General features: G+C 71.2%; 27 protein-coding genes, 3 tRNA genes and 1 pseudogene. 11 read left to right on the top strand and 20 right to left on the bottom strand.

The genetic code is table 11. The features are described from left to right. Positions 1-123: 123 nt before the first annotated feature. Positions 124-546: an SSI family serine proteinase inhibitor gene (locus tag AC07DI_RS26045; protein WP_384254663.1), complete on the bottom strand. Its 423-nt coding sequence runs from the start codon at positions 544-546 to the stop codon at positions 124-126. A gap of 266 nt (positions 547-812) precedes the next feature. Between AC07DI_RS26045 and AC07DI_RS26050 the strand changes: the two genes are divergently transcribed. The 6 genes from AC07DI_RS26050 (at position 813) to AC07DI_RS26075 (ending at position 5,815) form a co-directional block, all read left to right on the top strand. Continuing rightward, positions 813-903 (top strand) — tRNA-Ser (locus AC07DI_RS26050). 214 nt (positions 904-1,117) lie between these two features. Beyond that, positions 1,118-1,190 (top strand) — tRNA-Arg (locus tag AC07DI_RS26055). 85 nt (positions 1,191-1,275) lie between these two features. Next, entirely contained in the window at positions 1,276-2,220 is a 945-nt protein-coding gene (locus AC07DI_RS26060; protein ID WP_478906299.1) for a DUF2797 domain-containing protein, read from the top strand. 229 nt (positions 2,221-2,449) lie between these two features. Further along, the gene (locus AC07DI_RS26065) at positions 2,450-3,199 is read left to right on the top strand and encodes a response regulator transcription factor (RefSeq protein ID WP_478906300.1); all 750 of its coding nucleotides are present in this window, start codon (positions 2,450-2,452) and stop codon (positions 3,197-3,199) included. Positions 3,200-3,405: 206 nt separating this feature from the next. Continuing rightward, a complete protein-coding gene (locus tag AC07DI_RS26070) occupies positions 3,406-4,911 on the top strand; it encodes an MFS transporter (RefSeq protein ID WP_478906301.1) in 1,506 nt (501 codons plus the stop codon). A 106-nt stretch (positions 4,912-5,017) separates the two neighbouring features. Further along, entirely contained in the window at positions 5,018-5,815 is a 798-nt protein-coding gene (locus AC07DI_RS26075) for a TetR/AcrR family transcriptional regulator (RefSeq protein WP_478906302.1), read from the top strand. Positions 5,816-5,855: 40 nt separating this feature from the next. Here the strand turns inward: AC07DI_RS26075 and AC07DI_RS26080 are convergent, their stop codons facing one another. The 3 genes from AC07DI_RS26080 to AC07DI_RS26090 form a co-directional block, all read right to left on the bottom strand. Next, positions 5,856-6,677, bottom strand: a complete 822-nt coding sequence (locus AC07DI_RS26080) for a YceI family protein (RefSeq protein ID WP_384254674.1) — start codon at positions 6,675-6,677, stop codon at positions 5,856-5,858. A 203-nt stretch (positions 6,678-6,880) separates the two neighbouring features. Continuing rightward, positions 6,881-9,373 carry an MFS transporter gene (locus AC07DI_RS26085; RefSeq protein ID WP_478906389.1) on the bottom strand — a complete coding sequence of 831 codons (2,493 nt, stop codon included), beginning with the start codon at positions 9,371-9,373 and terminating at the stop codon, positions 6,881-6,883. Positions 9,374-9,470: 97 nt separating this feature from the next. Beyond that, complete coding sequence (locus tag AC07DI_RS26090) at positions 9,471-10,010, bottom strand: MarR family winged helix-turn-helix transcriptional regulator (protein WP_478906303.1); 540 nt, start codon at positions 10,008-10,010, stop codon at positions 9,471-9,473. A gap of 173 nt (positions 10,011-10,183) precedes the next feature. Here AC07DI_RS26090 and AC07DI_RS26095 point away from each other — a divergent pair, with 173 nt between their 5' ends. Next, complete coding sequence (locus AC07DI_RS26095) at positions 10,184-10,393, top strand: hypothetical protein (protein ID WP_384263822.1); 210 nt, start codon at positions 10,184-10,186, stop codon at positions 10,391-10,393. 472 nt (positions 10,394-10,865) lie between these two features. On the opposite strand, the gene AC07DI_RS26100 is transcribed toward AC07DI_RS26095, so the two are convergent. The 9 genes from AC07DI_RS26100 to AC07DI_RS26140 all read right to left on the bottom strand — a co-directional run bounded on the left by AC07DI_RS26100 (position 10,866) and on the right by AC07DI_RS26140 (position 16,732). Further along, entirely contained in the window at positions 10,866-11,165 is a 300-nt protein-coding gene (locus AC07DI_RS26100) for a hypothetical protein (protein WP_478906304.1), read from the bottom strand. Positions 11,166-11,736: 571 nt separating this feature from the next. Then, complete coding sequence (locus AC07DI_RS26105) at positions 11,737-12,600, bottom strand: RNA polymerase sigma factor SigF (protein WP_384263827.1); 864 nt, start codon at positions 12,598-12,600, stop codon at positions 11,737-11,739. Positions 12,601-12,844: 244 nt separating this feature from the next. After that, entirely contained in the window at positions 12,845-13,741 is an 897-nt protein-coding gene (locus AC07DI_RS26110) for an RNA polymerase sigma factor SigF (RefSeq protein WP_478906305.1), read from the bottom strand. Between the two features lie 252 nt (positions 13,742-13,993). Continuing rightward, positions 13,994-14,287, bottom strand: a complete 294-nt coding sequence (locus AC07DI_RS26115; protein ID WP_062780948.1) for a Dabb family protein — start codon at positions 14,285-14,287, stop codon at positions 13,994-13,996. A gap of 80 nt (positions 14,288-14,367) precedes the next feature. After that, positions 14,368-14,547, bottom strand: a complete 180-nt coding sequence (locus AC07DI_RS26120; RefSeq protein WP_384263829.1) for a hypothetical protein — start codon at positions 14,545-14,547, stop codon at positions 14,368-14,370. 449 nt (positions 14,548-14,996) lie between these two features. Then, a tRNA-Ser gene (locus tag AC07DI_RS26125) sits at positions 14,997-15,084 on the bottom strand. A gap of 114 nt (positions 15,085-15,198) precedes the next feature. Then, complete coding sequence (gene tadA / locus AC07DI_RS26130; RefSeq protein WP_478906391.1) at positions 15,199-15,717, bottom strand: tRNA adenosine(34) deaminase TadA; 519 nt, start codon at positions 15,715-15,717, stop codon at positions 15,199-15,201. 42 nt (positions 15,718-15,759) lie between these two features. Beyond that, positions 15,760-16,314: a tRNA adenosine deaminase-associated protein gene (locus AC07DI_RS26135; RefSeq protein WP_384255933.1), complete on the bottom strand. Its 555-nt coding sequence runs from the start codon at positions 16,312-16,314 to the stop codon at positions 15,760-15,762. A 247-nt stretch (positions 16,315-16,561) separates the two neighbouring features. Then, complete coding sequence (locus AC07DI_RS26140; RefSeq protein ID WP_384255936.1) at positions 16,562-16,732, bottom strand: hypothetical protein; 171 nt, start codon at positions 16,730-16,732, stop codon at positions 16,562-16,564. A 101-nt stretch (positions 16,733-16,833) separates the two neighbouring features. Between AC07DI_RS26140 and upp the strand changes: the two genes are divergently transcribed. Beyond that, the gene (upp, locus tag AC07DI_RS26145) at positions 16,834-17,469 is read left to right on the top strand and encodes a uracil phosphoribosyltransferase (RefSeq protein ID WP_478906306.1); all 636 of its coding nucleotides are present in this window, start codon (positions 16,834-16,836) and stop codon (positions 17,467-17,469) included. 92 nt (positions 17,470-17,561) lie between these two features. Here the strand turns inward: upp and AC07DI_RS26150 are convergent, their stop codons facing one another. Both AC07DI_RS26150 and AC07DI_RS26155 read right to left on the bottom strand, forming a co-directional pair. Beyond that, a complete protein-coding gene (locus AC07DI_RS26150) occupies positions 17,562-18,236 on the bottom strand; it encodes a LytR C-terminal domain-containing protein (protein ID WP_478906307.1) in 675 nt (224 codons plus the stop codon). A gap of 135 nt (positions 18,237-18,371) precedes the next feature. Continuing rightward, positions 18,372-18,668, bottom strand: coding sequence for a type II toxin-antitoxin system VapB family antitoxin (locus AC07DI_RS26155; RefSeq protein WP_003955420.1), 297 nt, complete (start codon positions 18,666-18,668; stop codon positions 18,372-18,374). 490 nt (positions 18,669-19,158) lie between these two features. Between AC07DI_RS26155 and AC07DI_RS26160 the strand changes: the two genes are divergently transcribed. Next, positions 19,159-20,760, top strand: coding sequence for an ABC-F family ATP-binding cassette domain-containing protein (locus AC07DI_RS26160; RefSeq protein ID WP_478906308.1), 1,602 nt, complete (start codon positions 19,159-19,161; stop codon positions 20,758-20,760). Between the two features lie 123 nt (positions 20,761-20,883). Continuing rightward, a pseudogene (locus tag AC07DI_RS26165) lies at positions 20,884-21,513 on the top strand (GNAT family N-acetyltransferase); the annotation flags it as partial. On the opposite strand, the gene AC07DI_RS26170 reads toward AC07DI_RS26165, so the two are convergent. Continuing rightward, the gene (locus tag AC07DI_RS26170) at positions 21,501-22,496 is read right to left on the bottom strand and encodes a LysR family transcriptional regulator (RefSeq protein ID WP_478906309.1); all 996 of its coding nucleotides are present in this window, start codon (positions 22,494-22,496) and stop codon (positions 21,501-21,503) included. The pseudogene AC07DI_RS26165 and the gene AC07DI_RS26170 overlap by 13 nt on opposite strands. Positions 22,497-22,685: 189 nt before the next feature. On the opposite strand from AC07DI_RS26170, the gene AC07DI_RS26175 reads away from it, so the two are divergent. After that, the gene (locus tag AC07DI_RS26175; protein WP_478906310.1) at positions 22,686-23,708 is read left to right on the top strand and encodes a DMT family transporter; all 1,023 of its coding nucleotides are present in this window, start codon (positions 22,686-22,688) and stop codon (positions 23,706-23,708) included. On the opposite strand, the gene AC07DI_RS26180 is transcribed toward AC07DI_RS26175, so the two are convergent. The 4 genes from AC07DI_RS26180 to AC07DI_RS26195 form a co-directional block, all read right to left on the bottom strand. After that, positions 23,641-24,381, bottom strand: a complete 741-nt coding sequence (locus tag AC07DI_RS26180; protein WP_478906311.1) for a sensor domain-containing protein — start codon at positions 24,379-24,381, stop codon at positions 23,641-23,643. The genes AC07DI_RS26175 and AC07DI_RS26180 overlap by 68 nt on opposite strands. 139 nt (positions 24,382-24,520) lie before the next feature. Then, a complete protein-coding gene (locus AC07DI_RS26185; protein WP_478906312.1) occupies positions 24,521-25,270 on the bottom strand; it encodes an ankyrin repeat domain-containing protein in 750 nt (249 codons plus the stop codon). Next, on the bottom strand, positions 25,206-26,015 hold the full coding sequence (locus tag AC07DI_RS26190) for a hypothetical protein (RefSeq protein WP_478906313.1): 810 nt from the start codon (positions 26,013-26,015) through the stop codon (positions 25,206-25,208). The genes AC07DI_RS26185 and AC07DI_RS26190 overlap by 65 nt, the downstream gene beginning before the upstream one ends. Before the next feature lie 315 nt (positions 26,016-26,330). Continuing rightward, positions 26,331-26,657 carry an SCO5918 family protein gene (locus tag AC07DI_RS26195; protein ID WP_478906314.1) on the bottom strand — a complete coding sequence of 109 codons (327 nt, stop codon included), beginning with the start codon at positions 26,655-26,657 and terminating at the stop codon, positions 26,331-26,333. Positions 26,658-26,769: the final 112 nt, after the last annotated feature.

Raw genomic sequence — 26,769 nt, forward strand, 5'->3', positions numbered from 1 at the left:
CGTGTCACGGGAGGGAGTCTACGGGGAGTGGTTGCGCGCGCGACGCCGGATGCGAGGGAGGTCGCACGCAGAAGATGTGAGTTTTCCGTAGCCCCTGGTCACGCGGAGGTCGCGGGCCCCTGGTCACGCGGAGGTCGCGGGCAGCACCGGCACGAGGTTGTTCCACCGTGAGATCTCGCAGCCGTCGCTGCGCTTGTACGTGGCGTCGACGGGCCGGCCCTGCCAGGTGCCCGTGATGTGCGCAGTGGCGGGTCCGCCGTACTGCATCGTGCACATCGCGTCGCGCGGCACGGGGGCGAAGGGGTCCTTGCCCCAGCGCGTGACCTCGTGGAGCCGCTCGCACGCCTCGGCGGCCTGCGGATGGGTGCCGCCTGTCGGGTGACACTTCAGTACGTACGTTCCATCACCCGCGCCGCCCGAGTCGGTGACCGTCACGGTGAGCCGGTCGACCGGAGTCGGGACGGGCGCGGTGGCGTGGGCGGTGGCGGGTACGGCGGACAGCGCGGCGGCGGAGGCGACCGCGGTGAGGACGAGGCGACGCAGCATTTCTTTGCTCCACGGAGGACGGGGACGGCGGACCGGGAGCGGCGGGCCCGCACACTCTGGAGCGGGCTCTCGGCCCGGACTCGTGGCGCGCGTGGGACTGCCGCTCTACCGCTCTAACGCCGGGCGGCGCGCTTCGTTGCGGTGCCGCTTAACGCTTTGCCCCGCGGGGTGTGGGACTAGTACCGTGGAGGCCACGATTGGTGACGAGCCGCCCGGCTGTGTCATCATCTGCACGCACCCCCCGCGCTCGCGCAGGTGTGCAAGCTGGAGGCGTCGCCTAGTCCGGTCTATGGCGCCGCACTGCTAATGCGGTTTGGGCCTTCAAGCCCATCGAGGGTTCAAATCCCTCCGCCTCCGCAGCTTGATCCGAAGCCCCGGTCCACTGGACCGGGGCTTCGGCGCGTCAGGGGGAGGTGTGCGAACGCATGTCGCCCCGGAGGGCGTTTCCGCAGGTCACAAGGGGTCCGCCTAACGGATTTCACATGGCGGCGGCAGTCATGTAATGTTCTTCCTGTCGCCGCGAACGGGCCGAAGGGCCGGGAAGCGGAGACGGAAACAAAAGAAGAAACAAGCACTCGTAGCTTAACGGATAGAGCATCTGACTACGGATCAGAAGGTTGCAGGTTCGAATCCTGCCGAGTGCACATCAGACAAAAGGCCCCCGGAGATGATCCGGGGGCCTTTTGCGTTGTCGTCCGGCTCCGGGAGAACCAGTAAGGAGTTGCCGGCGTGGAGTGGCGTTGTGCGGGGCTCGGGTGGCCCGGGGGGCGGCCCGTGCTGCGGTGGGAGGGCGGCCGGGGCAGCGCCCTCGCGTACGGGACGGGCATCGGGTTCCGGGCCGTCGGTGAGCGGCGGTGCGTGGGGGCGCGGGGGAATCCGTGTCCCCTGCGGGCCGTCGTGCCGGGCAGGGCCACGCAGGCGCGCTGTCCGGAGTGCGCACGCCTTGACCGGGCGTTCTCGGTGGCGGCGGACGGCGTGCCCGACGACCCGCGTACGTACCGGGTGTATCTGGCGTGGTTCGGGCCGGGGCTGGTCAAGGTTGGGATCACGGCCGAGGAGCGGGGCGGCGCACGGCTTCTGGAGCAGGGGGCGGTGGCGTTCTGCTGGCTCGGCCGGGGGCCGTTGATGGCGGCCCGGCGCACCGAGGAACTGTTGCGGGCGGCCCTCGGGGTGCCGGACCGGGTGCCGTATGCGCGCAAGCGGGAGGTGCGGGGGGCGCTGCCCGCGTGGGCGGACCGGGCGCGGGAGCTGGACGAGCTGTACCGGCGGGCCGTGGGGCTCGACGGGTGGGCGGAGACGCTGGAGCGGGTGGCGTTCGAGGCGGTCGATCACTCGGGGGCGTTCGGGCTGGGCGCGGGCGGTGGAGCGGCGGCTGGGACGGTCGTCGGGGCAGTCGCTGGGGCGGTCGATGAAGTGGTGCGGGAGTTGATCGATGGCGGGGTGGTCGCGGGGCGGCTGATCGCCGCGGCCGGGCCCGACCTCCATATGGAGGTCGCGGGCGGGGGCGTGCTGGTGGTCGACACGCGGTTGCTCGTGGGGTGGGAACTGGTGGCGGCGGACGCGGAGGCGGGCGTCACTGTGCCGGTGTACGCGGTGGAGGGCGGGGGCGGGGGCGAGGACCGGGGAGGAAGTGGGGGCGCGGGCGGAGGTGTTGAGCAGGACGGGCTCTTCTGAGGGCGGTGGGTCGGAGCCCGGGGTACGAGCGCGGGGATGTCGGCCGGGTGGCCAAGCCTGCCTCGCCGCGCGGCCGTTGTGTGCGGGGTGGCGGAAAGGGATGGACGTGCGGTTCTGTACGGGAACGAACGCCGCCCTGGTCTCCGCGATCGGCCGAGGGCGATTTTTCTCAGGGAATTCACAGGCTTGCGCAAGAGTGCTCTCAGAGGCGTGCCACAGCCTGTGGCGCATGACCATGACCTCGCCTCAGGCGCTTACCGAACCGCTCAGGCCGGACGGGGGACCCGTCCGTGTGCTCGTCGTGGACGACGAGGTGTCGCTCACCGATCTGCTGTCCATGGCGCTGCGTTACGAGGGCTGGCAGATCCGCAGCGCCGGTGACGGCGCGGGCGCGGTGCGGGCGGCCCGTGAGTTCCGGCCCGACGTCGTGGTGCTCGACATGATGCTGCCCGACATGGACGGCCTCGCCGTACTCGGCAGGCTGCGCCGCGAGATGCCCGACGTACCCGTGCTGTTCCTGACCGCGAAGGACGCGGTGGAGGACCGTATCGCCGGGCTCACGGCAGGCGGCGACGACTACGTCACCAAGCCGTTCGGCCTGGAGGAGGTCGTGGCGCGGCTGCGCGGGCTCATCCGGCGCGCGGGCGCCGCGGACAAGCGCGGCGAGGCCACCCTGGTGGTGGGCGATCTGACGCTGGACGAGGACAGCCACGAGGTGACGCGGGGCGGGGACTCCATCCACCTCACCGCCACCGAGTTCGAGCTGCTCCGCTACCTCATGCGCAATCCGCGGCGCGTGCTCAGCAAGGCGCAGATACTCGACCGGGTCTGGAACTACGACTTCGGCGGCCAGGCCAACGTCGTCGAGCTCTACATCTCGTACCTGCGCAGGAAGATCGACGCCGGACGCGAGCCGATGATCCACACGCGGCGAGGAGCGGGGTACCTGATCAAGCCCGCCGTTCCCGTCTCCGTGTGAAGCGACTCGAAGCAGCAAGCTCGTAGCGACGCGGCCCTCGACCTCCCCTCTCCGGGAAACGCCGATCTCCCCCTTCGGGAACCACTGATCTCCCCTCTCCGAAAATCCCTGTACGCCGTACAGGGAGTTGTTCTACGGTGTACGACGCACCCGCACCTCGTACACCGTAGAACTGAGATCCCGTAGAACCGGAGAGGGAGGCCCGCATGACGGCGACGACCCCCGAGACCCCGACCGCCGCCGAACAGCGGCACCCGCAGCGCTGGCTGATCCTCGGCGTCATCTGCCTGGCCCAGCTCACCGTGCTGCTCGACAACACCGTCCTCAGCGTCGCGATCCCCTCCCTCACCCGGGAGCTGGACGCGTCGACCTCGGACATCCAGTGGATGATCAACGCGTACTCGCTGGTCCAGTCGGGTCTGCTGCTCACCGCGGGCAGCGCCGCCGACCGCTACGGCCGCAAGAAGATGCTCGCGGCGGGGCTCGCCCTCTTCGGCATCGGCTCGCTCGCGGCGGGACTCGCGCAGAGCTCCGGGCAGCTGATCGCCGCCCGCGCGGGCATGGGCATCGGCGGCGCGCTGCTCATGACCACCACGCTCGCGGTCGTCGTGCAGATCTTCGACGACGCGGAGCGCGTGAAGGCGATCGGTCTCTGGGCCACCATCAACTCCCTCGGGTTCGCGGCGGGCCCGCTGCTCGGTGGCTTCATGCTCGACCACTTCTGGTGGGGTTCGATCTTCCTGATCAACATCCCCGTGGCGCTGATCGGTCTCGCCGCGGTCGTCAAGTTGGTCCCGGAGTCCAGGAATCCCCATGGCGACCGCCCCGACCTGCTCGGCGCGCTGCTCTCGACGATCGGCATGGCCACGGTGGTCTACGCGATCATCTCCGGGCCCGGACACGGCTGGACGTCGGCGCAGGTACTGGTCTCCGCCGCCGTCGGAATCCTCGTGCTCTGCGCGTTCGCGCTCTGGGAGCTGCGCATCCCGTATCCGATGCTGGACATGCACTTCTTCCGGAACCAGCGCTTCGTCGGCGCGGTGGCGGGCGCGATCCTGGTCTCCTTCGGGATGGGCGGCTCGCTCTTCCTCCTCACCCAGCACCTCCAGTTCGTGCTCGGCTACGAGCCGTTGGAGGCGGGGCTGCGCACGGCGCCGCTCGCGGTGACCATCGTGGCCCTGAACCTTGCCGGTGTCGGCGCGAAGCTGCACGCCAGGATGGGCACGCCCGTCACGATCATGTCCGGCATGAGCCTGCTCGCCGCGGGCCTCGCGGCCATAGCGGTGCTCGGCGGCGACAACTACAACGGCCTGCTGTTCGGCCTGATCGTCATGGGCGCGGGCATCGCGCTCGCCATGCCCGCCATGGCCAACGCCATCATGAGCGCCATCCCGCCGGAGAAGGCGGGCGTGGGCGCGGGCGTCAACGGCACGCTCGCGGAGTTCGGCAACGGCCTCGGCGTGGCCGTGCTCGGCGCGGTCCTCAACTCCCGTTTCGCCATGCTGGTCGCGGTCTCCGCCGCGTCGTTCCCGGCGGCCATGGCGGCGGCGAAGTCGGCGGGCGAGCGCGAACGGATCGCCGACGCGTTCTCCTCGGGTCTGGAGACGAGCCAGCTGGTGGGCGCGGCGGCGGTGTTCGCCGGAGGCGTCCTCGCGGCCGTGTTGCTGCGCAGGGCGGAGAGGGCAGGATCCGTGGGTAAGACAGCGGCATAGCATCAGGGGGAGGCCGGACCGCCCGGTTCCGGGCCGTCCGGCCTCCCACGCCGCCCCAGCCGGAGGCGACCGCTCCGGGCTTGAGGACCAACGAGGAAGGTGCGCCATGGCGAAGGCAGCCGGCCGCACGAAGCACACGGCGCGGACGAGCGTCTGGCTGCGGACCAGGGCCCCTCGCGGCGGCGGCCGCAAGGGCGACCAGCCGAGCGGCCTCGACGTGGAGCGCATCACCGCGGCCACGGTCCGGCTCCTGGACGCGGAGGGGCTCGACAAGTTCTCCATGCGCAGGCTCGCCGGGGAGCTGAACGTCACGGCGATGTCCGTCTACTGGTACGTGGACACCAAGGACGACCTGCTCGAACTCGCCCTGGACGCGGTGTGCGGCGAGATGCGGCTGCCCGCCACGGAACCCGCCACGGAACCCGGCACACAGGCGGGGCCGCAGGCCTGGCGCGAGCGGCTCCGCGCGCTGGCGGAGGAGTACCGGGCGGTGCTGATCCGCCATCCGTGGATCTCGCCGCTGGTCGGCAGATACCTCAATCTGGGCCCGAACTGGCTGGCGTTCGCCCTGGCCATCCAGAACGCGGTGCGTGACACCGGGCTTCCGGCGTACATGCAGAACGGCGCGATCTCGGCGGTCTTCCAGTTCGTGTACGGCTTCGGGACGATCGAGGGCCATTTCATCGCGCGGTGCGCGGAGGCGGGGATGTCGCAGGAGGCGTACTACCGCGAGGCGGTCGGGGCCGTGCGCGACGAGCTCGCGGGGCACGAGCTGCTGGAGAGCGCGGACGAGCTGATGGCGGCGCGGGACGGTGACACGGTCGAGGAGATGTGGGAGAGGGACTTCACGATCGCCCTCGATCTGATGATCGCGGGCATCGAGACCCTCCTGTCCCGCTCGTGACCCGACCGTGCCCCGCCGCCCGGTTCAAGGGCGGCCGTGCTCAGCCCGCCTGCGGCAGGCCGTCCCCCTGGACGGCCTGGATGTCCAGCTCGACCTTGAGCGTCGTGCCGATCGCCGAGATGCCCGCCTGGACCACCTGGTTGTAGTTCATGGCGAAGTCCTCGCGGCGCAGCTCGGCCGTGGCGCGGAAGGCGGCGCGCGTGCCGCCCCACGGGTCCGCGCCGGTGCCGAGGTAGCTGAGCTCCAGATCGACCGGGCGGACGACCCCGTGCATCCCCAGCTCACCGTGGACCGTCCACCGGTCGGTGCCGGAGGGCGTCAGGCCGTTCGAGCGGTACGTGATCTCCGGGTACTGCTCGACGTCGAGGAAGTCCGCCGACTTCAGGTGGCCGTCCCGCATCCCGTTGCCCGTGTCGATCGAGGCCGACCGGATGACGGCCTCGACGCGGGACTTCTCGACGTCCTCGGCGATCTCGATCCGTCCGCCGAACTCCGTGAACCGCCCGTGCACACTGGTGATCCCGAGGTGCTGGGCGACCGCGCCCACCGTGGAGTGCGCCGGGTCGACGGTCCACGGCCCCGGCGGCGGCAGCTCCGTGCCGCCCTGCCGGGCGAGGACGACGTTGCCGACCTCGGCACGGCCGCTCGCGGTGACGAGCGCGGTGGAGGCGACGGGCGCGTACCCGACGGCGGTGACGATGACGGTGTAGGGCCCGGCGGCGAGCGCCGTCCCGTCCCGTACGGCGCCTTCGTCGTCCGCCTCGGCCCGCAGTACCTGCGTCCCGGTCATGTCGGTCACCGTGACGACCGCGTGGGGCACGGCCCAGCCGTCACGCGTGCGGATCCGAGCGTTGAGTGCCATCCCGTTTTCTCCTTGCCGGGCTCCCGTTCCGGAAAGCCCCAAAGTCCAAGCTCACGTTCACGCTGTACATACGGAACGGATGACCCCCGGCGGCGGTGACCGGCCGTCCCCTGCCGTGAACGTCACCGCCGGCCCGGGGGCCCTTTCCGCAACCGGCCCGGTGCCGCGCTTCCGCTCGGAGCGCGGCACCGGGCCGGGGCCGGTCACTCGCCCGGGTGGGCGAGCTCGATGTCGTGGCCGTCGATGCCGCTGCCGGCCACCGTCAGGCCCGTGGCCACCGGCGGGTACCCGGTCGCGATGACCGTGTACTCCCCGCTGTCCAGGTCGGTGAAGGCGTACGCGCCGTCCGCACCGGTGGTCGCGGTGGCGACCACGTTGCCCGCGGCGTCCACGAGCGTGACGCGGGCGTCGTTCAGCGCCGCGCCGCCCGCCCGCACGGTGCCGAGCACCCGCGCGCCGGAGTTCAGCTCGACCTCGACCCGGGTGACCCCGGTGCCGCCGACCTCGACGGGCAGGGCCATCGGCCGGTGGCCCGCGGCGTTCACCGCGATGGTGACGGTGCCGGGGACCAGCTCGGCGAAGGTGAACTCGCCCTGCTCGCCGGAGAGCCCGGTGGCCAGGACGTCACCGCGTACGTCGGTCACGATGACCATCGCACCGTTGACGGGCAGCTTGCTGTCGGCGTCGCGGACGAGGCCGCTCAGCCCGCTGGTGCCGCTGAGGAGGATGTCGTACGCCAGCGCGTCCTCGCCCACGACCACGGTCGAGGCCTGCGGCTGGAAACCGTCGGCGGAGGCGATGAGCACGTACGACCCGGCGCCGGGCGCGTCCACGGTGTAGGCACCGTCGCCCTGCGCGACCGCGCGGCCCAGCTGCCGTCCCCCGAGGGAGATCAGCGTGACGGCGGCCTGCGGAACCGGCACGCTCTCGGCGCCGCGGACGTAGCCGTGGACCGGGATGCCGCCCGTGACGGGCGGCAGGCCGCCCGCTCCCGCTCCGGCTTCCGTGGCGGACGCCGCTACGGCGAGGCGCTGCGTGCCCTCGGGACCGGCCTCGGTGTGCGAGGCGACGGAGGCGAGGACGGGCTGCTCGGCGGTGGGCGCGGTCGGCACGGTGGCCGTGGCGGCCGGGATGGCCGTGGCGTCGGCCGGAGCCGCGCCGTCCGTGGTCCCTGCCGCGGCCTGCGCGAGGCCGCCCGACGTACGCAGCGGAACCTCCTTGATGAAGATCGTGATCAGGAAGGCGATCAGCGCCAGCGGCGCGGCGATCAGGAAGACGTCGGCGATGCCGTGCCCGTACGCGCTCTCCATCACCGTGCGGAACGGCTCCGGGATCTTGTCCAGGTCGGGGATGCCGCCGCCACCGGTGCCGCCGTGGCCGAACTGCGCGGCCGCCTTCGGACCGAGGTCGGTGATGCCGTCCTTGACGTAGTCGGTGATGCGCGTGGACATGATCGCGCCGAGCGCCGAGACACCCATCGCACCGCCCAGGGAGCGGAAGAAGGTGACGGTGGAGCTGGCGGAGCCGAGGTCCTCGGGGGCGACCTGGTTCTGCGTGCAGAGGACCAGGTTCTGCATCATCATGCCGATGCCGAGACCCATCAGGGCCATGAAGATCGCGATGTGCCAGTACTCGGTGTCGTACCGGATGGTGCCGAGCAGGCCGAGGCCCGCCGTCACCAGTGCGCCACCGCTGACCAGCCACGCCTTCCACTTGCCGGTCTTGGTGATGACCTGGCCGGAGACGGTCGACGAGACGAAGAGTCCGCCGATCATCGGGATGGTCATGACACCGGACATGGTCGGGGACTCGCCCCGCGCCAGCTGGAAGTACTGGCTGAAGAACACCGTGCCCGCGAACATCGCGACACCCACGAAGAGCGAGGCGAGCGAGGCGAGCGTGATGGTGCGGTTGCGGAAGAGCCGCAGCGGAATGATCGGCTCGGCGGCCTTCGACTCGATGAGCACGAAGAGCAGTCCGAGGACGATCGAGCCGCCGACCATGGCGGCGGTCTGCCAGGACATCCAGTCGTACTTGTCACCGGCGAAGGTGACCCAGACGAGGAGCAGGCAGACGGCGGCGCTGATGAAGAAGGCGCCGGCCCAGTCGACCTTCACGTCGCGCTTGACGACGGGGAGCTTCAGGGTCTTCTGCAGGACGATCAGCGCGATGATCGCGAAGGGCACGCCGACGTAGAAGCACCAGCGCCAGCCGAGCCACGAGGTGTCGGTGATGACACCGCCGAGCAGCGGACCACCGACGGTGGCGACGGCGAAGGTGGCGCCGAGGTAGCCGGAGTACCGGCCACGCTCGCGCGGGGAGATCATCGCGGCCATGACGATCTGGGCGAGGGCGGAGAGACCGCCGACGCCGATGCCCTGCACAACGCGGCAGGCGATCAGCATCCCGGCGCTCTGCGAGAGACCGGCGACGATCGAACCGCCGACGTAGATGATCAGGGCTATCTGGACCAGGGCCTTCTTGCTGAAGAGGTCCGAGAGCTTGCCCCACAGGGGCGTCGTCGCGGTCATGGCGAGCAGCGACGCGGTGACGACCCAGGTGTAGGCGGACTGGCCGCCGCCGAGGTCGCCGATGATTTCGGGCAGGGCGTTGGAGACGATCGTCGACGACAGGATCGCCACGAACATGCCAAGCAGCAGCCCGGACAGCGCTTCCATGATCTGCCGGTGCGTCATCGGAGCGTTCTCACCGGGGTGGGAGTGATGGGCTCCGTGCTTGGCATGGCTGCCCCGCACACCGGCTGGTGTGGTTGTTGCCATGGATTTCCTCTTCTTACGCGGGTGTACGGGTGGTCTCTGACGTGATCTGCACGTCGGGTGTCTGCACGGTGGGCGTCTGCACGTCGTGTGTCTGCACCTCGTGGGGAAGCCGGACCGCAGCCGTGCGGCAGTCCCCGAAGCTGTCGCGCAGGCGCCCGAGCAGCGTGCTGAGCTGGACGACCTCTTCGTCGCTCCAGTCATGCAAGTAATGGGTGAGCGTCCGGATGGAGAGCTCGGAGAGCTCGTCGACCTTGGCCTTGCCGTCGGGCGTGAGCCGCAGGATCCGGGAGCGCTTGTCCGCGGGGTCGGGATCGCGGACGATCCACTCCTTCTCCGCGACATGGGCGACGTGCCGGCTGGTCACCGACATGTCGACGGCGAGCAGCTCCGCCAGCCTGCTCATCCGCATCGCGCCGTGGCGGTCGAGCAGGACGAGTACGGCGGCGGATCCGCCGGGGCAGTCGTGGGGGAGACCCCGGCCGAGACCGCGTTTCACGGCACCGATGGCGCTGAGCTGTCGGGCCAGCTCCTCGTACTGACGTTGCGCGGCCACGGCACCTCCTCTATTTGTTGCTTAGGGCAACGATAGAAGAAGTTGGTTGCCGCAGGCAAACTAAAAGTCGGGCGGCGCGCTAAAGAGTCGGCAAAGGTCTGGAAGCTCGCGCGTAAAGGCGCTGGCCAGTGGGGGTTGGGCGGGGGGTGGTGGATTCGCTAGGGTCCTGCTTCATGGCACACAACCCCCAGGGACCTCAGGGCAACAACCCCGACCCCGCCGGTAGTACGCAGATGTTCCGCGCCTTCGTCGACGAGGCGCCGCAGTCGCAGGGGCGGAGGCAGCAGGCGGCGACTTCTTCCGGCCCACGGGTGGGTCTGATCGTGGGCGTGGTGCTGGCGATCTTGGTCGTGGCGGGTGTGGCTTGGCTGGCGCTTTCTTAGGGCGGGGCGCCTTGAGCGGTTCCGGGGCGCGGTCGTTGGGGGGCGTTCCATTCTTGGCTGCGGCGCCGCGGGGCCCCTTGGGCGGGTGGGTGTTCCGTTTCCGGCTGCTGCGCCGCGGGGCTTGAGCGCGCAGTTCCCCGCGCCCCTGAGGCAGACCCGCCGCCTGGCTACCGGATTGCTCGGCCCCCTTTGGCCCTTCAGGGGCGCGGGGATCTGCGCGAAAGCCACGGTGGGCCCCGCAGGACGTGGGGCGGGCCGAGGGTCCCTCAGGGGCGCGGGGAACGGCGCGAAAGCCACGGTGGGGCCCGCTGGACGTGGGGCGGATCGAAGGGTCCCTCAGGGGCGCGGGGAACCGCGCAAAAAGCCACGGTGGGGGCCACACGACGTGGGGCGGATCGAAGGCTTCCCAGGGGCGCGGGGAACTGCGCAAAAGCCACGGTGGGCCCGCACCGGACGTGAGGCGGATCGAAGGCTACCTCCAGTCGACCGAGACGTCCCGCGTCTCCACCCGCATCCCCAAAGGCACCCGCCACGCGTCAACACACACCGTCCAGCCCCGCTCCCGCTTCCGCCCGGGACCGATCGGCGCCGGCAGCTTCACGGTCGACTCGATCGTGGCCCAGTCCACACCGAGCCCCCCGATGACGTGCGTACCGAAGGTGACAGTCCCCGACCGCACCGGCGAACCCCCGGTGTTCCGGAAGGTGACCGTCACCTCCTCGCACCAGCGCTTGTCCGCAGGACTCCGCTCCGGATCGCCGACCTTCAGCACGGCAGGCCCCCGCGGGGGCGAAGTACCGGTCCCCGGATCCGTGGCCGGAGGCGGGGACTGGGGCGGAGACGGAGGTGCCGGAGACGATGGCGCACCGGCGCCACTCCCCGAACCCGTACCTGCACCCGTACCCGTACGACCGGAATGCGCGCCACCCTCACCGGCCGACGCGCGCGCACCTTCCTGGCCCCTACCCACGGGCCCCGAACCACCGCTACCGGCAGGCGACTTCCCGCCCGAGCCGCCCTCTCCCGAGGCGGACGTGGACGGTGCGCCACCGTCACCCCCACCGTCACGACCACCCTTCGCGCCGCCATCCAGCGGCACCAGCCTCACGTCACCGCTCGGCCCCACGGCCTTCCCCGCCCCCCGCCCCGGGCCCGCCCCGGCCGCCACATAGCCCTCGCCGCTGTCACCGCCGCAGGCGGACAGCAGGCCACCCAGGCAGACGGCGGCGGCACCGACGCCGAGCACGTTCAGAACACCACGTCGACCACGTCGCATTGCGGCAGTGTGGCTGACGGGCCGTCAATTAGGAACCCCGTCAGCACCACGCGCCATCCGGAGCGACTCAGTCCGAGATGAGCCCCTCACGCAACTGCGCCAGCGTCCGCGTGAGCAGGCGGGAGACGTGCATCTGCGAGATGCCGACCTCCTCGCCGATCTGCGACTGCGTCATGTTGGCGAAGAAGCGCAGCATGATGATGCGGCGCTCGCGCGGCGGCAGCTTGGCGAGCAGCGGCTTGAGGGATTCGCGGTACTCCACGCCTTCCAGAGCCGTGTCCTCGTACCCGAGGCGGTCCGCCAGGGAGCCCTCGCCGCCGTCGTCCTCGGGGGCCGGGGAGTCGAGCGAGGATGCGGTGTAGGCGTTGCCCACCGCGAGCCCGTCGACCACGTCCTCCTCGGACACCCCGAGCGCCAGGGCGAGTTCGGGGACGGTCGGTGAGCGGTCGAGCCGCTGGGCCAGCTCGTCGCTGGTCTTGGTCAGCGCGAGCCGCAGCTCCTGGAGGCGGCGCGGCACCCGCACCGACCAACTGGTGTCCCGGAAGAAGCGTTTGATCTCACCCACGACCGTCGGCATCGCGAAGGTCGGGAACTCCACGCCGCGTTCGCAGTCGAAACGGTCGATCGCCTTGATCAGACCGATCGTGCCGACCTGGACGATGTCCTCCATCGGCTCGTTGCGACTGCGGAAGCGGGCCGCCGCGTACCGCACGAGTGGGAGGTTGAGCTCGATGAGCGTGTCGCGTACATAGACGCGCTCCGGGCTGTCCTGGGCGAGCGTGGCGAGCCGCAGGAAGAGGGAGCGGGACAGGGTCCGGGTGTCGATGGCTTCCGGGGCCGATGAGCTGTGAAGCGCGTCGGGCGCGGATTCGCTCGGGCTCTTCGTAAGCGTGAGCGTGAGCACCTTCGAGCTGCCCTGGTCTGCGGACATGCCACCCCCTTGAGGTCGCGGACGGTCGCGGCGGGCGCTCCCGTCGGAGGAACGCAGCCTCCACCTGAATACCGGAGGTGGGGCTACGGCAAACGCGGTTCCAGCAGAATGTCACATGTCGGCAACACGCTGTAGTTACTTGTCGACAAACAAGGGTGACATCCGTGCAGGAAAGAGGGGGTCTGGGGCTTTTCGGCGACGGGTGCCGTCGGGAACGGCTCCGACGGCACTCCACTCGATACGGTTACGCCTCGATCCGATTTGCGGACCGAAGGCGTGCGAAGCTCCGGGCCAGCAACCTCGACACATGCATCTGGGAAACGCCCAGTTCGGCGCTGATCTGTGACTGCGTCAGATTGCTGTAGTAGCGCAGGAGCAGGATCCGCTGCTCGCGCTCGGGCAGTTGGACGAGGAGGTGGCGTACGAGATCGCGGTGCTCGACGCCGTCGAGCGCGGGGTCCTCGTAGCCGAGCCGGTCGAGCAGGCCCGGCAGCCCGTCGCCCTCCTGGGCGGCCTCCAGCGACGTCGCGTGGTACGAGCGTCCTGCCTCGATGCAGGCGAGCACCTCGTCCTCGGTGATGCGCAGCCGCTCGGCGATCTCCGCGGTCGTCGGCGAGCGCCCGTGGGCGGTGGTGAGGTCCTCGGTCGCGCCGGTGACCTGCACCCACAGCTCGTGCAGTCGCCGGGGTACGTGGACGGTGCGGACGTTGTCGCGGAAGTACCGCTTGATCTCGCCGACCACGGTCGGCATCGCGAAGGTCGGGAACTGTACCCCGCGCTCCGGGTCGAACCGGTCGATGGCGTTGATGAGCCCGATGGTGCCGACCTGGACGACGTCCTCCATCGGCTCGTTGCGGCTGCGGAAGCGGGCGGCCGCGTACCGGACGAGGGGGAGGTTGGCCTCGATGAGCGCGCCGCGCACCCGGCCGTGCTCGGGGCTGCCCGGCTCCAACTCCTTGAGCTGGCCGAAGAGCACCTGCGTGAGGGCGCGGGTGTCGGCGCCCCTGGTGCTCCCGGAGCCCGGGCCCGAGCCTGACCCCGAGCCAGAGCCCGAGCCCGAGCCCGGTGAGATCTTGGCGGGCGGAGTCTCCTCGGACGCAGCCTTCGCGGGTGGAGCTTCGGGCGCAGTACTGGCCGGCACGGGCAACGCCACCCCTTCTCAGACAGGCACGGTCAAGCTCGGTCGACCTCGGTCAACTCATCCGTCAAAAGCGGTCATAGCATCACAAGACATGTGCACTGTGTGCAAGCACCCCATAGCTACGTGTTGAGGAGCGGCAAGGGTCGCGGGGTGGCCCCGGCGCACGACACGGAACGGCCCCGCACCGGCGTGGTGCGGGGCCGTTCGGAACCTGGGATCGGAAACCTGGGATGGGAAGCCTGGGAGGGGCGGTCAGAACTCGTAGTCCGCGATGACCCACGTGGCGAACTCGCGCCACAGCGCCACGCCCGCCTGGTGCGCCGGATGCTCGATGTACCGCTTCAGCGCATCGGTGTCCTCGACCGCCGAGTTGATGGCGAAGTCGTACGCGATGGGGCGGTCGGTGATGTTCCAGTCGCACTCCCAGAAAGTGAGCTCCGGGATCTGCTCGCCAAGGGCGCGGAACGCCTCGACGCCCTCGACCACACGCGGCTCGTCGCGCCGCACACCGTCGTTGAGCTTGAAGAGGACCAGATGGCGGATCACGGGCACTCCTTGGAGAGGGCTGGGCTTTGGTGACGCGGCGGCCGGGAGCGCCGGCGGCCGGAAGTCTTGGCGGCGGCCGCTCAGTCCTTGCCGCCGTTGGCGACCCACGTCATGAAGTCACCGATGCTTCGAGCGGCACTCGAAACGCCTTCGAACCCTATCTGGACGTAGTCCGCGGCCTTGGCCGGGTCGGTGATGATCACGTAGAGCACGAAGACGACCACGACGAAGAGGCCGACCTTCTTCCACTGCACTGCCACGTCCCTGGCCTCCCCAATTGCCCGCGCCCCGTGTGACCCCTGTGACGGCGGTGAGTCTAACCCGGACCGGACTCACGGGGCTTTTAGGGACCAACGGCCCGGCAGCAGAGGCCCTTTGCCCGCGCCGACCGGGTGGCACGGGGCGCAGGATTGATGGTGAGCCCGGCGGATCTGGCAGGAATCCACGGGCGAGGGACCGGCCCTACTGCGGGGTCCGCGCCGTCTGCTTCCCCCCCCCGACGGCGGCGCTGACTGAGGAACCGGTCCTCGTCGGGGGGAGCGGCTTGTCCCCCCGATGCCGCTTCCCCCGTCCTTGCGGGAGAGAGCCCCGGCGCCCAGGAGGTGCCGGGGCTCTTCGCGTGCGCACGTGTGCCTGCGCGCGTGCGTCCTCGTATCCCCTGGGTGTACGACGAAGGGCCCGTCCAGCTGGACGGGCCCTTCGTATCGAGCGGTAGCGGTGGGATTTGAACCCACGGAAGGGGGTTACCCTTCACTCGCTTTCGAGGCGAGCTCCTTCGGCCGCTCGGACACGCTACCGAGAGGAACTCTAGCCCAAAGTGGCCCGTGTTCTGAAATCCGTTTGGCCGCCCCCCGGGATCACCGCCGGTATCACGGCTCGTGGCACCGCCCGTACCACCGCCGTATCACCGTTCACCGTTTCCGGAAGAACTCCGTGAGCTGCGTGGCGCACTCGTCCGCGAGGACTCCCTGGATGACCTCGGGGCGGTGGTTGAGCCGTCGGTCGCGTACGACGTCCCAGAGGGAGCCCACCGCTCCGGCCTTCTCGTCGAGAGCCCCGTAGACGACCCGGTCCACGCGGGACTGCACGATCGCGCCGGCGCACATCGTGCAGGGCTCCAGCGTCACGACGAGCGTGCAGCCGGTCAGCCGCCACTCGCCGAGCCCGGCCGCGGCCCGGCGAAGGGCGAGCACCTCCGCGTGGGCGGTCGGGTCGCCGGCCGCCTCGCGTTCGTTGTACCCCGTGGCGAGCACCGTCGTGCCGTCCGGGGACAGCACGACGGCGCCGACGGGAACGTCGCCACCCCCGGCGGCCAGCTCGGCCTCGGCGAGAGCGAGCCGCATGGGCGCCCGCCAGCGGTCGCGTACGGGATCCTGCCCGGTGAAAGGCACCTCGGGATCGGGGTCGGTCGGAGTGATGGAGTCGGTCATGGGGCCGGTCATGGGGTCGGTCGGGTCGTTCACACGGGGAACCTAGCGGACGGTTTCGAGCACCTCCGCCGCCCCGAGGATCTCGGCGATCTCGTTGAGCGCGTCACCGCTCCGCAGACCGAGCAGATCCTTCTCGGGCACCCCGAGGTCGGAGAGGATCCCCGTGTCGCCCACCGGCCCGGCCACGGCCCCCGACGTACCGGGGACCTCCTCCGTCTCCGGTACGGAGTCGGAGGGCGCCTCGGGTTCGCCGTCCTCCGTGCCGTCCAGGTCGAGGGCGTCCAGGTCGGTCGCCCCGTCGTCGTCCGGATCGCGGCCGAGCATCTCGTCGGTGAGCAGGATCTCCCCGTACGAGCTGCGGGCGGCCGCGGCCGCGTCCGACACGTAGATACGAGGGTCCTCCTCACCGTCCACGCGGACGACGCCGAACCACGCGTCCTCCTGTTCGATGAAGACGAGCACTGTGTCGTCGTCGTAGTCGACCGTGGCCTCACGGGCCAGGTCGGCCAGATCCGACAGGGTCTCCACATCGTCGAGCTCCGTGTCGCTCGCTTCCCACCCGTCTTCGGTGCGCGCGAGCAGTGCGGCGAAGTACACCGTGACTCTCCCACTGGTCATAGGCAGTGCCGGTTGGCGGTTTGGGGTCCCCCCGGCGAGGTCGGGGAGCGGGGAATGCTGCTGCCAAGCCCCGCCCATTCGGAATCGTGGCAGAAACGGCGCCGTCAGGAGAGGTCTTCCGCGCGCTGTGTTCCGCGTCGCGTTCTCCGGGAGCCTCCGTCGGGCCGTCACCGGGCCTTCCTTGGACGTGCGGGGCCGGGCGCCCAGGGGGCGGCCGACGAGGCGGCTACCAGCGGAACGTACGCATGCGCATCTGCTGGCGCATGCGCGCCGCCCGGGCGCGGCGCGGCTTCACGCGGTCGCGCAGCTCGATGGCCTCGGTGCGTTCGCGCAGGAACTGGGCGCGGCGCCTGCGGCGCTCGGTGTCGTTCTCGTCGTCCGGTTTGCGCTCCGCCATGGGCCAACACCACCTCAGTCCGTACGTCCCCACCTTCCCCCGTCCGGCTGCGTTGATGCCAGCGAGAGGCGCGGGGGTCCGGCCCGGTTACTGTTGATGGCATGCGGATCCACGTCGTCGACCACCCGCTGGTGGCGCACAAACTCACCACGCTGCGCGACAAGCGCACCGATTCCCCGACCTTCCGGCGCCTCGCCGACGAGCTGGTCACCCTGCTCGCGTACGAGGCCACCCGGGACGTGCGCACCGAGCAGGTCGACATCGACTCCCCGGTCTCCAGGACCACGGGCGTCAAGCTCTCCCACCCGCGGCCCCTGGTCGTGCCGATCCTGCGCGCGGGACTCGGCATGCTCGACGGCATGGTGCGGCTGCTGCCGACCGCCGAGGTGGGCTTCCTCGGCATGGTGCGCAACGAGGAGACGCTGCAGGCCTCCACGTACGCGACGCGCATGCCGGACGACCTCTCCGGGCGTCAGGTGTACGTCCTTGACCCGATGCTCGCCACGGGCGGCACGCTCGTCGCGGCGATCCAGGAGCTCATCAAGCGCGGCGCCGACGACGTGACCGCCGTCGTGCTGCTCGCGGCCCCCGAGGGCGTCGAGATCATGGAGCGTGAGCTGGCCGGGACGCCGGTGACGGTCGTGACGGCCTCGGTCGACGAGCGGCTCAACGAGCAGGGGTACATCGTGCCGGGGCTCGGGGACGCGGGGGACCGGATGTACGGGGCGGCGGAGTAGCGGAGTACTGGAGCGGCGGATTACCGGAGCGGCGGATTACCGGCTCGCTTCAGCAGTCCTCAGTTCTTGGAGCCTCAGCAGCTCCTACTGCCTCAGCAGTTCTTCTTGCCCGACTGTGTGGACGTCGGCTTGGGCTTGGCCAGTGCGGCCAGGGCCTTGTCGGCGTCCTCTTTTTTCGTCAGGTTCTTGAACCGCGCGCCGATGACCAGGTCGACCTCGCCGCCCTTGCGGCCGTCGGACTTGAGCTCGGCGCCCGCGAGCTGTGTGCCGAGCACGGGGAGTGCGGTGTCGGCGGCCGACTTGGCGCCGAGCAGCAGCCCGGAGCCCTTGACCTTCTTGTCGTACTCCTTCGTCGCGTTGCCCACCTTGCCGACCTTGAAGCCGCGCTTCTTGAGTTCGTCCGCGGTGCTCTTGGCGAGGCCGCCGCGGGGCGTGGCGTTGAGGACGTTGACGGTGATCCGGCCCGGCTCGGGCAGCGGTTCCGGCCGGGGGCCGGACTTCGAGACGCGGGTGGAGTCGTGCGCGGAGGACGCGTCGGACTTACGGTCGCAGTCCCCGGTCGTGGCGCCCGCGGCCGAGGCCTTGTGGCCGCCGGTGAAGACGTCGATGAGCTGCAGCGTGCCCCAGCCGATCAGGCCGACGACGGCGGCTGACGCGATGACCGCGAGCACGATCCTGCGACGCCCGTCGGGACGGCGCATCCGTGGATATTTGTCCCCCGTGATGCGGTATTCGCCGCCCATGCCGGGGGGAGTGAGCATGCTCATGGGCGCAGCGTAGTGCGGTGGGGCGGCGATGCCTACTAAATGATCATTACCCGGAGCCCAGTCCAACCCGAAAGGGTCAATGTGGTCCTGAGGGGGGTGCGGGCAGGGGTGTACGGGCCCGGGTGGACCGGTACCTCAGCCCAGTTCGAGTACGCGCGCGTGGAGCACCTGGCGCTGCTGGAGCGCGGCGCGGACCGCGCGGTGCAGCCCGTCTTCCAGGTAGAGGTCGCCCTGCCACTTCACGACGTGCGCGAAGAGGTCGCCGTAGAACGTGGAGTCCTCGGCGAGCAGGGTCTCGAGGTCGAGCTGCCCCTTGGTCGTCACGAGCTGATCGAGGCGGACCGGGCGCGGCGCGACATCCGCCCACTGCCGGGTGCTTTCCCGGCCGTGGTCGGGGTACGGCCGGCCGTTTCCGATGCGCTTGAAGATCACACGGAAAGCCTACCGGTGAAGGCTCTCCGGGCGCAGCCATGGCGACGTAGTGCGAGTCTGGGAAATGCCGCTGCAAAGCGGGACAAACCGGAAAGGTGTCGGCGGGGTGCGGGGCTGGAAGTGGGCGGCAGTCGGCTGGTGTCGTCCATGTCGGGCCGCGCGAATCGCCCGAACGGGTTCGTGTCGGGGGTTGGGTGACGGGGTCGTCGGGGTCGGGTGGCGGTGGATGGGTGACGGGGGTCGGGTGGTGGGGATCGGGTGACGGGTGACGGGTGACGCACCCGCCTCCCCGGCGCCGCCGCACCGCGAATCCCGCCGCACCGCGCAATCCCGCCGCGCGGAGATCGCAATCCCGCCGCGCGGAAATTCGGATGCGGCCCGGCCGGGCGGAACGTAACCTCGGAGCCATGTCTACGCCCCGCATCTCCTAGCCAGGACACACGCCTCCACGTCACCCGTGTGTCCATTCGCTATTGCGGAGCGTTACCTCATGATCACCGTACGAGGTGCCGACGTGCGCGTCGGTGCCCGCCTCCTGCTGTCCGGCGTCTCCTTCCACGTCGCCCCCGGCGACCGCGTAGGCCTGGTCGGGCGCAACGGCGCCGGCAAGACCACCCTCATGAAGATCCTCGCCGGCCGCGCCGCCCCCGCCGACGGCACCGTCACCCGTTCCGGCTCCGTCGGCCACCTCGCCCAGGACCCGGGCGCCGCCGACCCCGCCGTCACCGTCACCGACCGCATCCTGTCCGCCCGCGGCCTGGACGAGGCGGTGGCGGCGCTGCGTACCGCCGAGGAGGCCATGGCGGAGGCCGGGGACCCGGCCGCCCAGGAGCGGGCCATGGCCGCCTACGCCCGCGCCGACGACCGCTTCCAGGCGCGCGGCGGTTACGCCGCCGAGGCCGAGGCCGCCCGTGTCGCCGCCGGACTCGGGCTGCCCGAACGCTCCCTGCACCAGCCCGTCGGCGATCTGTCGGGCGGCCAGCGGCGCCGAGTGGAGCTGGCCAGGATCCTGTTCTCGCAGCACGAAACGCTGCTCCTCGACGAGCCGACCAACCACCTGGACGCCGACTCGGTGGGCTGGCTACGCGGCTATCTGGCCGGGTATCCGGGCGGTCTCGTGCTCATCAGCCACGACACCGGTCTCCTCGCCGACGTCGTCAACCGCGTCTTCCACCTCGATCCGCGCCGTGCGGCCATCGACGTGCACAACACCGGCTGGCACACCTACCTCGCCCAGCGTGCCGCGGACGAGCGCCGGCGTACCCGTGAACGCGCCAACGCCGAGCGGAAGGCCGCCTCGCTGCGGGCCCAGGCCGACAAGATGCGCTCGCACGTCTCCACCGCCACCGCCGCGAAGAACATGGACCGGCGCGCCGAGCGCATGCTCGCGGGCACGGAGCCGGTGCGGCGGGGCGAGAAGGTCGCGCGCATCCGGCTGCCCGAGCCCGCGCCGTGCGGCCGGATGCCGCTCGGCGCGATCAGCCTCACCAAGGCGTACGGGTCCCATCGCGTCCTCACCGGTGTCGACCTGGCCGTCGACCGGGGGAGCCGGCTCGTCGTCCTCGGGCTCAACGGCGCCGGGAAGACGACGCTGCTCCGCCTGCTGGCCGGGCGGGAACTCCCGGATGAGGGGCGGGTCGTGGCTGGCCCCGGGCTGCGGCTCGGGTACTTCGCCCAGGAGCACGACACCCTGGTGGGCGAGAAGAGCGTCCGGGAGAACCTCGCGGACGCGGCCCCGCACCTCACCGACGGGGAGGTGCGGCGGGTCCTCGGCTCGTTCCTGTTCGGCGGGGACGACGCGGACAAGCCCGCCGCCGTCCTCTCCGGCGGCGAGAAGACGCGGCTCGCGCTGGCCGGTCTCGTCCACTCGGGCGCCAACGTCCTGTTGCTCGACGAGCCCACCAACAACCTCGATCCGGCGTCCAGGGACGAGGTGCTGGGAGCCGTGGGGACGTACCCCGGGGCGATCGTGATGGTGACGCACGACGAGGGCGCCATCGACGCGCTCAGGCCGGACCGTGTGCTGCTGCTCCCGGACGGTTCCGAGGACCTGTGGAGCCCCGACTACCGTCAACTCGTCACGCTGGCCTGACAGTGGAGCTGAGGGCTGAGGGCTGAGGGCTGAGGGTCGAGAGTTGAGGGTCAAGGGTGGTTCGGCGTGGGGGAGTTGGGGAGGTCGCCTGTCTCGCCACCGCCGCTGTGGTTCGATGCTCCGATGAGACGAGACCGTGCCGCCGACGCGGCCGACGGCCACCCTGTTCTCCGGCTGCGGGAACGTTCCGGTCAGCGTGATCTGGAGGCCTGCGTCGGGGTCCTCGCAAGCGTCCACAAGGCGGACGGGTACCCCCTCAACTGGCCCCCGAGGCCCGGCGAATGGCTGGAGGGCTGCGGCGGGCTCGGCGCCTGGGTGGCCGAGGTCGACGGGAGGATCGTCGGGCACGTGGGGCTCTCCCGCCCCGGGGCGACGGACGAGGCGCCCGCCCTGTGGAGCGAGCGTGAGGGGTTGGGTGGGGCGGGAGAGGTTGGTGGGGCCGGAGAGGCTAGCGGGGCGCGAGAGGCAGGCGGGCGGGGAGCGGCGGGCGAGGCTGACGGGGCGGGCGCGGCCGGTGTCGTCAGCCGTCTCTTCGTCGCGCCGGACGCCCGCGGGCACGGCATCGGCGCCCTGCTGTTGGGACGGGCCGTGCGGGAGGCCCGGTCGCGCGGCCTGCACCCGGTCCTGGACGTGGTCTCCACCGATACCTCGGCGACCGCGCTCTACGAACGTATGGGCTGGCAGCTGCTGGCCATCGTCGAGCAGGAGTGGGAGCCGGGGCAACGGGTCACCCTCCACTGCTACGCGGCTCCGGTGCCCCGGGCGGCGTCCGCGGCCATGCCCTCCGCCGCGCCTTCCGCCACGCCCTTTGCCGAGCCCGCCCCGGCCCCTTCCCCGCCCAGCCCCTCCACCGCCTCCCGCAACGCCCCCAACAACCCCCGCAGCGCCGGCTGAACCGGTGACGCCGCACGCACCGCCGCCTGGATCACTCTGACCGGCTCGGGGCCCCTGACCTCCCGTACGACCACGTCGGCCCGGTGCCCGCCGGTGAGCCCCAGCTCGGGGACGAGGCTGACGCCGAGCCCCGCGGCGACGAAGCCCTGTGCCGTGGCGTAGTCGCCGCTCTCCACCACGAAGTCCGGGCTGAAACCAGCTGCGGCGCAGGCGTCGATGACCGGGTCCAGGCACGGGCCCGGCGTCTCGCCCGCGATCCACGGCTCCTCGGCGAGGTCCGTCAGGTCGACCACCGGCCGCTCGGCGAGCCGGTGGCCCGCGGGAAGCACCGCGCGGTACCGGTCGTCCAGCAGGTGCACGAACCGGATCCCGTCGACCGGGGCGGCGTCCCGCGGCCGCACCACCAGCGCCAGGTCGGCCCGCCGCGCCTTCACCTCCGGTACCGGATCGGTGGGCTCGAAGAGCTTCAACTCCACCTGTACGCCAGGCTGTTCGCGGCGCAGCGCGGCCAGCGCGGGGGCCACGAGGGGGGCGCCCGCCGTCGCGAAGTACCGCATCGAGACGTGGCCCGTGCGTCCCGCCCGCAGCTCGGCGAGTGCGGTCTCCGCCTCGGCCGCGTGCCGGCCGATGACCGTCGCGTACTCGGTGAGCAGGCGCCCCGCCTCGGTCGGCCGCACGCCGCGACCGGTCCGCTCCAGGAGCGCGATGCGCGCCTCCTTCTCCAGCGCGGCCATCTGCTGGCTGACGGCCGAGGGCGTGTACCCGAGGTTCCGGGCGGCGGCGGTGACCGAGCCGCTGGTGACCACTGCCCGCAGGATCTGCATGCGCCGCATATCAAGCATCAGACCAGTATGCAGCAGAGTGTGCAGCTCAGCTTAATTCTGCATCCGGATCTTTTCGCTTGCCTTACAGCTCGGCTCACGGGACCGTACAAGACGTCAGGAGCAGCACCAGAAGCAGCAGGAGAAGCAGCGGCAGAAGCAGCGGCAGACCCGCAGCAGAAGCAGCGCAGGATCATCAGGAGGCGAGCCATGTCCAGCGGTCCCGGCCACCGCGCCACCCACGTCCGTATGGCGGTCCTCGCCCTGCTCTGGGGGTCGAGCTTCCTCTGGATCAAGCTCGCCCTGAGCGGCGGCCTCTCGCCCCTGCACCTCACGGTCGTCCGATGCGCTCTCGGCGCCGGCGTCCTGCTGGTCCTCGCCCGTTCGGCCGGGCAGCGGATGCCGCGCGACCGCAAGGTCTGGGGGCATCTCGTCGTCGCCGCGTTCTTCTGCAACGCGCTGCCGTTCTTCCTCTTCGGCCTCGGCGAGCGATGCGTCGACTCGGGCGTCGCGGGCGTCCTGAACGCCACCACACCCCTGTGGTCCCTGGCCATCGGCCTGATGCTGCGCACCGAGCGCCGCCTCGGACCGCTCCGTCTCGCCGGTCTGCTGCTCGGCTTCGCGGGGACACTGCTGATCTTCGCGCCCTGGCAGCGGACGGGGCTCGCCAGTTGGGGCGCACTCGTGCTCCTCGCCGCCGCTGTCAGCTACGCCGCCGCCTTCGCCTACATGGCCCGCCACCTCGTCGGCCGCGGCTCCGCCCCGCTCGCCCTCTCCGCCGCGCAGCTGCTCACCGCGACCGGCCTGACCACGCTCGCCCTGCCCGCCGTGCCGGTGGCCGCCTCGTCCCCGACCCTTACGGGGATCGTCGCCGCGGTCCTCCTCGGCACGCTCGGCACGGGCGTCACCTTCCACCTCAACTCCCGCCTCATCGCTGACGAGGGGCCCACCGCGGCCGCCACCGTCGGCTATCTGCTGCCGGTCGTCTCCCTCGTGCTCGGGGCGCTCGTGCTCGGTGAGGAGATCGGGATGCGGGTGGTCGTGGGGATGGCGGTCGTGCTCGTGGGGGTGGGGCTGACCCGTACTGGTTCCCGTACCGGTATCCGCACTGGTTCCCGTACTCGTACCCGTAGTGGGTGGCCGGTGTTCGTGCGGCGGTCCGGGGTCAGCCCAGCAGCGAGCGCACCGCCGCGCGGTCGACGTTCGTCAGTGCGCGGACCAGCTTCGGGGTGAGGAGGACGAGCACGGCGCCGATGAGGGCGACCCCGGCGATCTGGGCGGGCGAGGTGATGTAGTACGCGTGCCGCTCGCCGCCGGAGGTGAAGTCGTAGAGGCGGTAGCCGGGCCAGCCGACGTACCGGTGGAAGACCCAGGAGTACGTGGGGAAGAGCGCGACCACCCAGCCGGTGACGAAGAACGTCACCGTCAGGACGAAACTCAGCACCCGCCAGGGGAACATGACCACCTGGAACAGCAGCGCCCGCCAGCCCGCGCCGTCCGCGAGCCGCGCCCTGACCCCGGCCCACCACCCCTTCTCCCGAGGCCGGTCGAACGCTCCGGGCCCCCCGACGGCGAGCCCGAGCCGCACGCCGGCCCGACGCCGCTCGACACCACCGAGCCCGCGCGCCGCCGTGAGCGCCGCGGCGAGAACGGGCAGCCCCAGCACGGTGACGAGCAGGCCCGCACTGAGGGAGAACATGGTCACGGCGAACGTGAATCCCGCGATCGCGACGGGCAGCGAGATCAGTACGTACCCGATCTCGCGGAAGGTGACGGCGGCGAAGGGTGCGCGCCAGAAGCCGGGGGCGGGTACGGGTGCGGCTGCAGGAGCCGTGGACGGTGCGGGGTGCGCGGAGGGTGCGGTGTGCGTGGCGTGTGCGGCGTACGGCAGCGTGTTGTTGCTCATGGCCTATACGCTCCCGTACCCATCGGCCCGGCGACATACGGTGATCCGGTGTCCGGGGGGTGGTGCTAGGCCCCCTGCCGCCCCCTCTCGTCGCCTGGCGAAGGCGTGCGCTTCGAGGAGCGCAGGCCGGCCTCCCGGGTCAGGCCAACTCCCTCCGCCGCCGCGCCCCTTGCCCCCGTAGCCACCGCACGACGTCCTCGGCGCCGGCCTCGGTGGCGATGTCCAGCGGTGTCATGTCGTCGTACCCGACCCACTGGAGGTCGGCGCCCCGAGCGAGGAGATGGCGCGCGGTGGCGAGCTGTCCGCCGTGGCAGGCGCCCCAGAAGGCCGCGGCGATGTCGTCCGCGTCGGGTGGCCTCGACTCCTCGTCACCGCGTCCCTCGACAAGGGCCGCCACGCGGTCGAGCAACCCCAGCGTCGCCGCGTCCTGCAACGTCGTCCTCGCCCCGTGCTCCAGCAGTCGCCGCGCCGCATGCCATTGGCCGAATCCGCGCGCGTCCGCCAGCGGTGTGCCGCCCGCGATGACGCCGCCGGTCGCCTCGATGTCCGCACCGGCGGCGACGAGGGCGTCGAGCGCCGCGACGTCGTCATTGCTCGCGGCCCAGTGCAGGGGGGTCTCGGTGTGGGCCCCGACGAACCGGGCGCTGGGGTCGGCGCCCGCCGCCACCAGGACGGCGATGACCTCAGGCCCCGCCGGGAAGTGCCCCGGCCAGTCCGTGGCGATGTGCAGGAGGCTGCGCGTCCCCGCGGCCTCACCGGCCTGTCTGATTCCCGTGGACGCCAGAGCGGGATGCGCGGCGAGCAGTCGGCGCAGCCCGGGAAGGTCACCGGCCCGGATCGCCCCGGTCACCGCGACCGCCAGCGGTTCCTCCGCGTCGAGAATCGCCATGCCCGACCTCCTGAACGACCCGGCCCGACGGGCCCGAACGGCCGGCCGGCACGACCGGTCGGCATCGATCGGTCGCGGTTCTCGATTCTGTCAGCGCCCACTGACAACGGTCGGATGTCCGTACCCCCACGGATCGACCGGTCCGGCGCAGGAAGTGCGGGACCGCTGCGAGCCCCATCGCGACGGTCACGGCCACGAGGTGTTCGCGGCCCGCGAGATCCGGGTCGGCGAGCGAACCGGCCACCGTCGGGACGACCGCGGCGAGGAAGAGGACGGGCGCACGCAACGCCACGGCCGTGTAGGCGTAGAGCCCCACGATCGCCGCGGAGGCACCGGTGTCGACCGCGTGCGCGACGTCGGCGGGCAGTCCGAGCGGGCCGGGACCGAGAGCGATCATCGCGCGGGCGCCGAGCGTCCCGGCGAGCGTGACGGTGTAGGCCACCGCCAAGGTGCGTATGCGTCCGAAGACCAGTTCGGCCAGCGCGAACGCCAGGAACAACCGGGGCAGCCCGCCCCAGGCCGGCAGATCCACCGCGGGCACGAACAACGAGACGGGCGTACGCAGCAGGGAGAGCCAGAGAGGCTGGTCGGCCCGCACCTCACTGACCACACGCACCACGTCGGCCCCGGTGTCCGTCTGCTGGAACTCGTGCAGCCCGACCACCGCGACGGTGGCGACGACCGCGAGTACGACTCCAGCGGGGCCGCGCGCCCGCAGTCCCCGCACCGGCCCGACCACCACCACGCGCCACTCCCGGACGAGGGCCCCCCAACACCGGCCGCCCAGCCGTGACACCAGAGACCTCGGAGACACCAGTCGTCCACCCTTTTGTGCTCGCCCCACCGGGCTCTCGGCTACTGCCCGGACGGGCGAATGCGGAGGATACGTGACAGGTGCGCCTGCCGTCCCCGGCGGCCGACATCTCCTGCACCGCCCTCGCGGTCCCGCTCTGGCAGGCGGGCGGGCGGGAAGTGAGGCGCTGACCGGTCACATGGAGGGGCCCTGGTGCGGTACGCACCAGGGCCCCGAAGAACTACCGCTCCATCTGCTGCCCGGTGGTCAGGCGGAGATGGGGCTGCCCAGCATGGCGGAGGCCCGCTGGACCCGGCTGAGCACGGCCGAGGAGGCGGCTGCCGGGACGGGGGCGGGTGCGGCGGCCGTGCGGCAGGTGAAGCCGAGCTGTGCCATCGACCGGAGTACTTCGCCCGCGCTGAAGTCGCGGGGGTCCTGGCGGGTGATGACCTGGCCGACCTGCTTGACGGGGTAGTGGCGCCGCCCGATGATCACGGACTGCCCGGTGACGGGTTCGGGCTTGACGCCCTTCATCGTCTCGAGCACACCGCTCTTGGTCAGGTCGAACGGGAAGCGGGCGATGACACAGCGCATGGGACCTCTTAAGGAGAGAGGGGAGGGGACGACGACGGTGAGGTGCTTCAGAGGGGCAGCGGGGCGAAGTGCTCGCCCCCGGCGCTTAGAGCCTGTCTTTGAACCCCCGTCT

Source organism: Streptomyces sp. NPDC044106 (assembly GCF_056433985.1).

What these genes read in the sequence shown, in the direction of transcription:
- AC07DI_RS26065 (WP_478906300.1), top strand. Translation starts at nt 2,450, where the DNA reads ATGACCATGACCTCGCCTCAGGCGCTTACCGAACCGCTCAGGCCGGAC.
- tadA (WP_478906391.1), bottom strand. Translation starts at nt 15,717, where the DNA reads ATGACCGACTCCATCACTCCGACCGACCCCGATCCCGAGGTGCCTTTC.
- AC07DI_RS26160 (WP_478906308.1), top strand. Translation starts at nt 19,159, where the DNA reads ATGATCACCGTACGAGGTGCCGACGTGCGCGTCGGTGCCCGCCTCCTG.
- AC07DI_RS26075 (WP_478906302.1), top strand. Translation starts at nt 5,018, where the DNA reads ATGGCGAAGGCAGCCGGCCGCACGAAGCACACGGCGCGGACGAGCGTC.
- AC07DI_RS26170 (WP_478906309.1), bottom strand. Translation starts at nt 22,496, where the DNA reads ATGCTTGATATGCGGCGCATGCAGATCCTGCGGGCAGTGGTCACCAGC.
- AC07DI_RS26105 (WP_384263827.1), bottom strand. Translation starts at nt 12,600, where the DNA reads ATGTCCGCAGACCAGGGCAGCTCGAAGGTGCTCACGCTCACGCTTACG.
- AC07DI_RS26185 (WP_478906312.1), bottom strand. Translation starts at nt 25,270, where the DNA reads ATGGCGATTCTCGACGCGGAGGAACCGCTGGCGGTCGCGGTGACCGGG.
- AC07DI_RS26195 (WP_478906314.1), bottom strand. Translation starts at nt 26,657, where the DNA reads ATGCGCTGTGTCATCGCCCGCTTCCCGTTCGACCTGACCAAGAGCGGT.
- AC07DI_RS26095 (WP_384263822.1), top strand. Translation starts at nt 10,184, where the DNA reads ATGGCACACAACCCCCAGGGACCTCAGGGCAACAACCCCGACCCCGCC.
- AC07DI_RS26045 (WP_384254663.1), bottom strand. Translation starts at nt 546, where the DNA reads ATGCTGCGTCGCCTCGTCCTCACCGCGGTCGCCTCCGCCGCCGCGCTG.
- AC07DI_RS26080 (WP_384254674.1), bottom strand. Translation starts at nt 6,677, where the DNA reads ATGGCACTCAACGCTCGGATCCGCACGCGTGACGGCTGGGCCGTGCCC.
- AC07DI_RS26085 (WP_478906389.1), bottom strand. Translation starts at nt 9,373, where the DNA reads ATGACGCACCGGCAGATCATGGAAGCGCTGTCCGGGCTGCTGCTTGGC.
- AC07DI_RS26175 (WP_478906310.1), top strand. Translation starts at nt 22,686, where the DNA reads ATGTCCAGCGGTCCCGGCCACCGCGCCACCCACGTCCGTATGGCGGTC.
- AC07DI_RS26140 (WP_384255936.1), bottom strand. Translation starts at nt 16,732, where the DNA reads ATGGCGGAGCGCAAACCGGACGACGAGAACGACACCGAGCGCCGCAGG.
- AC07DI_RS26150 (WP_478906307.1), bottom strand. Translation starts at nt 18,236, where the DNA reads ATGAGCATGCTCACTCCCCCCGGCATGGGCGGCGAATACCGCATCACG.
- AC07DI_RS26070 (WP_478906301.1), top strand. Translation starts at nt 3,406, where the DNA reads ATGACGGCGACGACCCCCGAGACCCCGACCGCCGCCGAACAGCGGCAC.
- upp (WP_478906306.1), top strand. Translation starts at nt 16,834, where the DNA reads ATGCGGATCCACGTCGTCGACCACCCGCTGGTGGCGCACAAACTCACC.
- AC07DI_RS26180 (WP_478906311.1), bottom strand. Translation starts at nt 24,381, where the DNA reads ATGAGCAACAACACGCTGCCGTACGCCGCACACGCCACGCACACCGCA.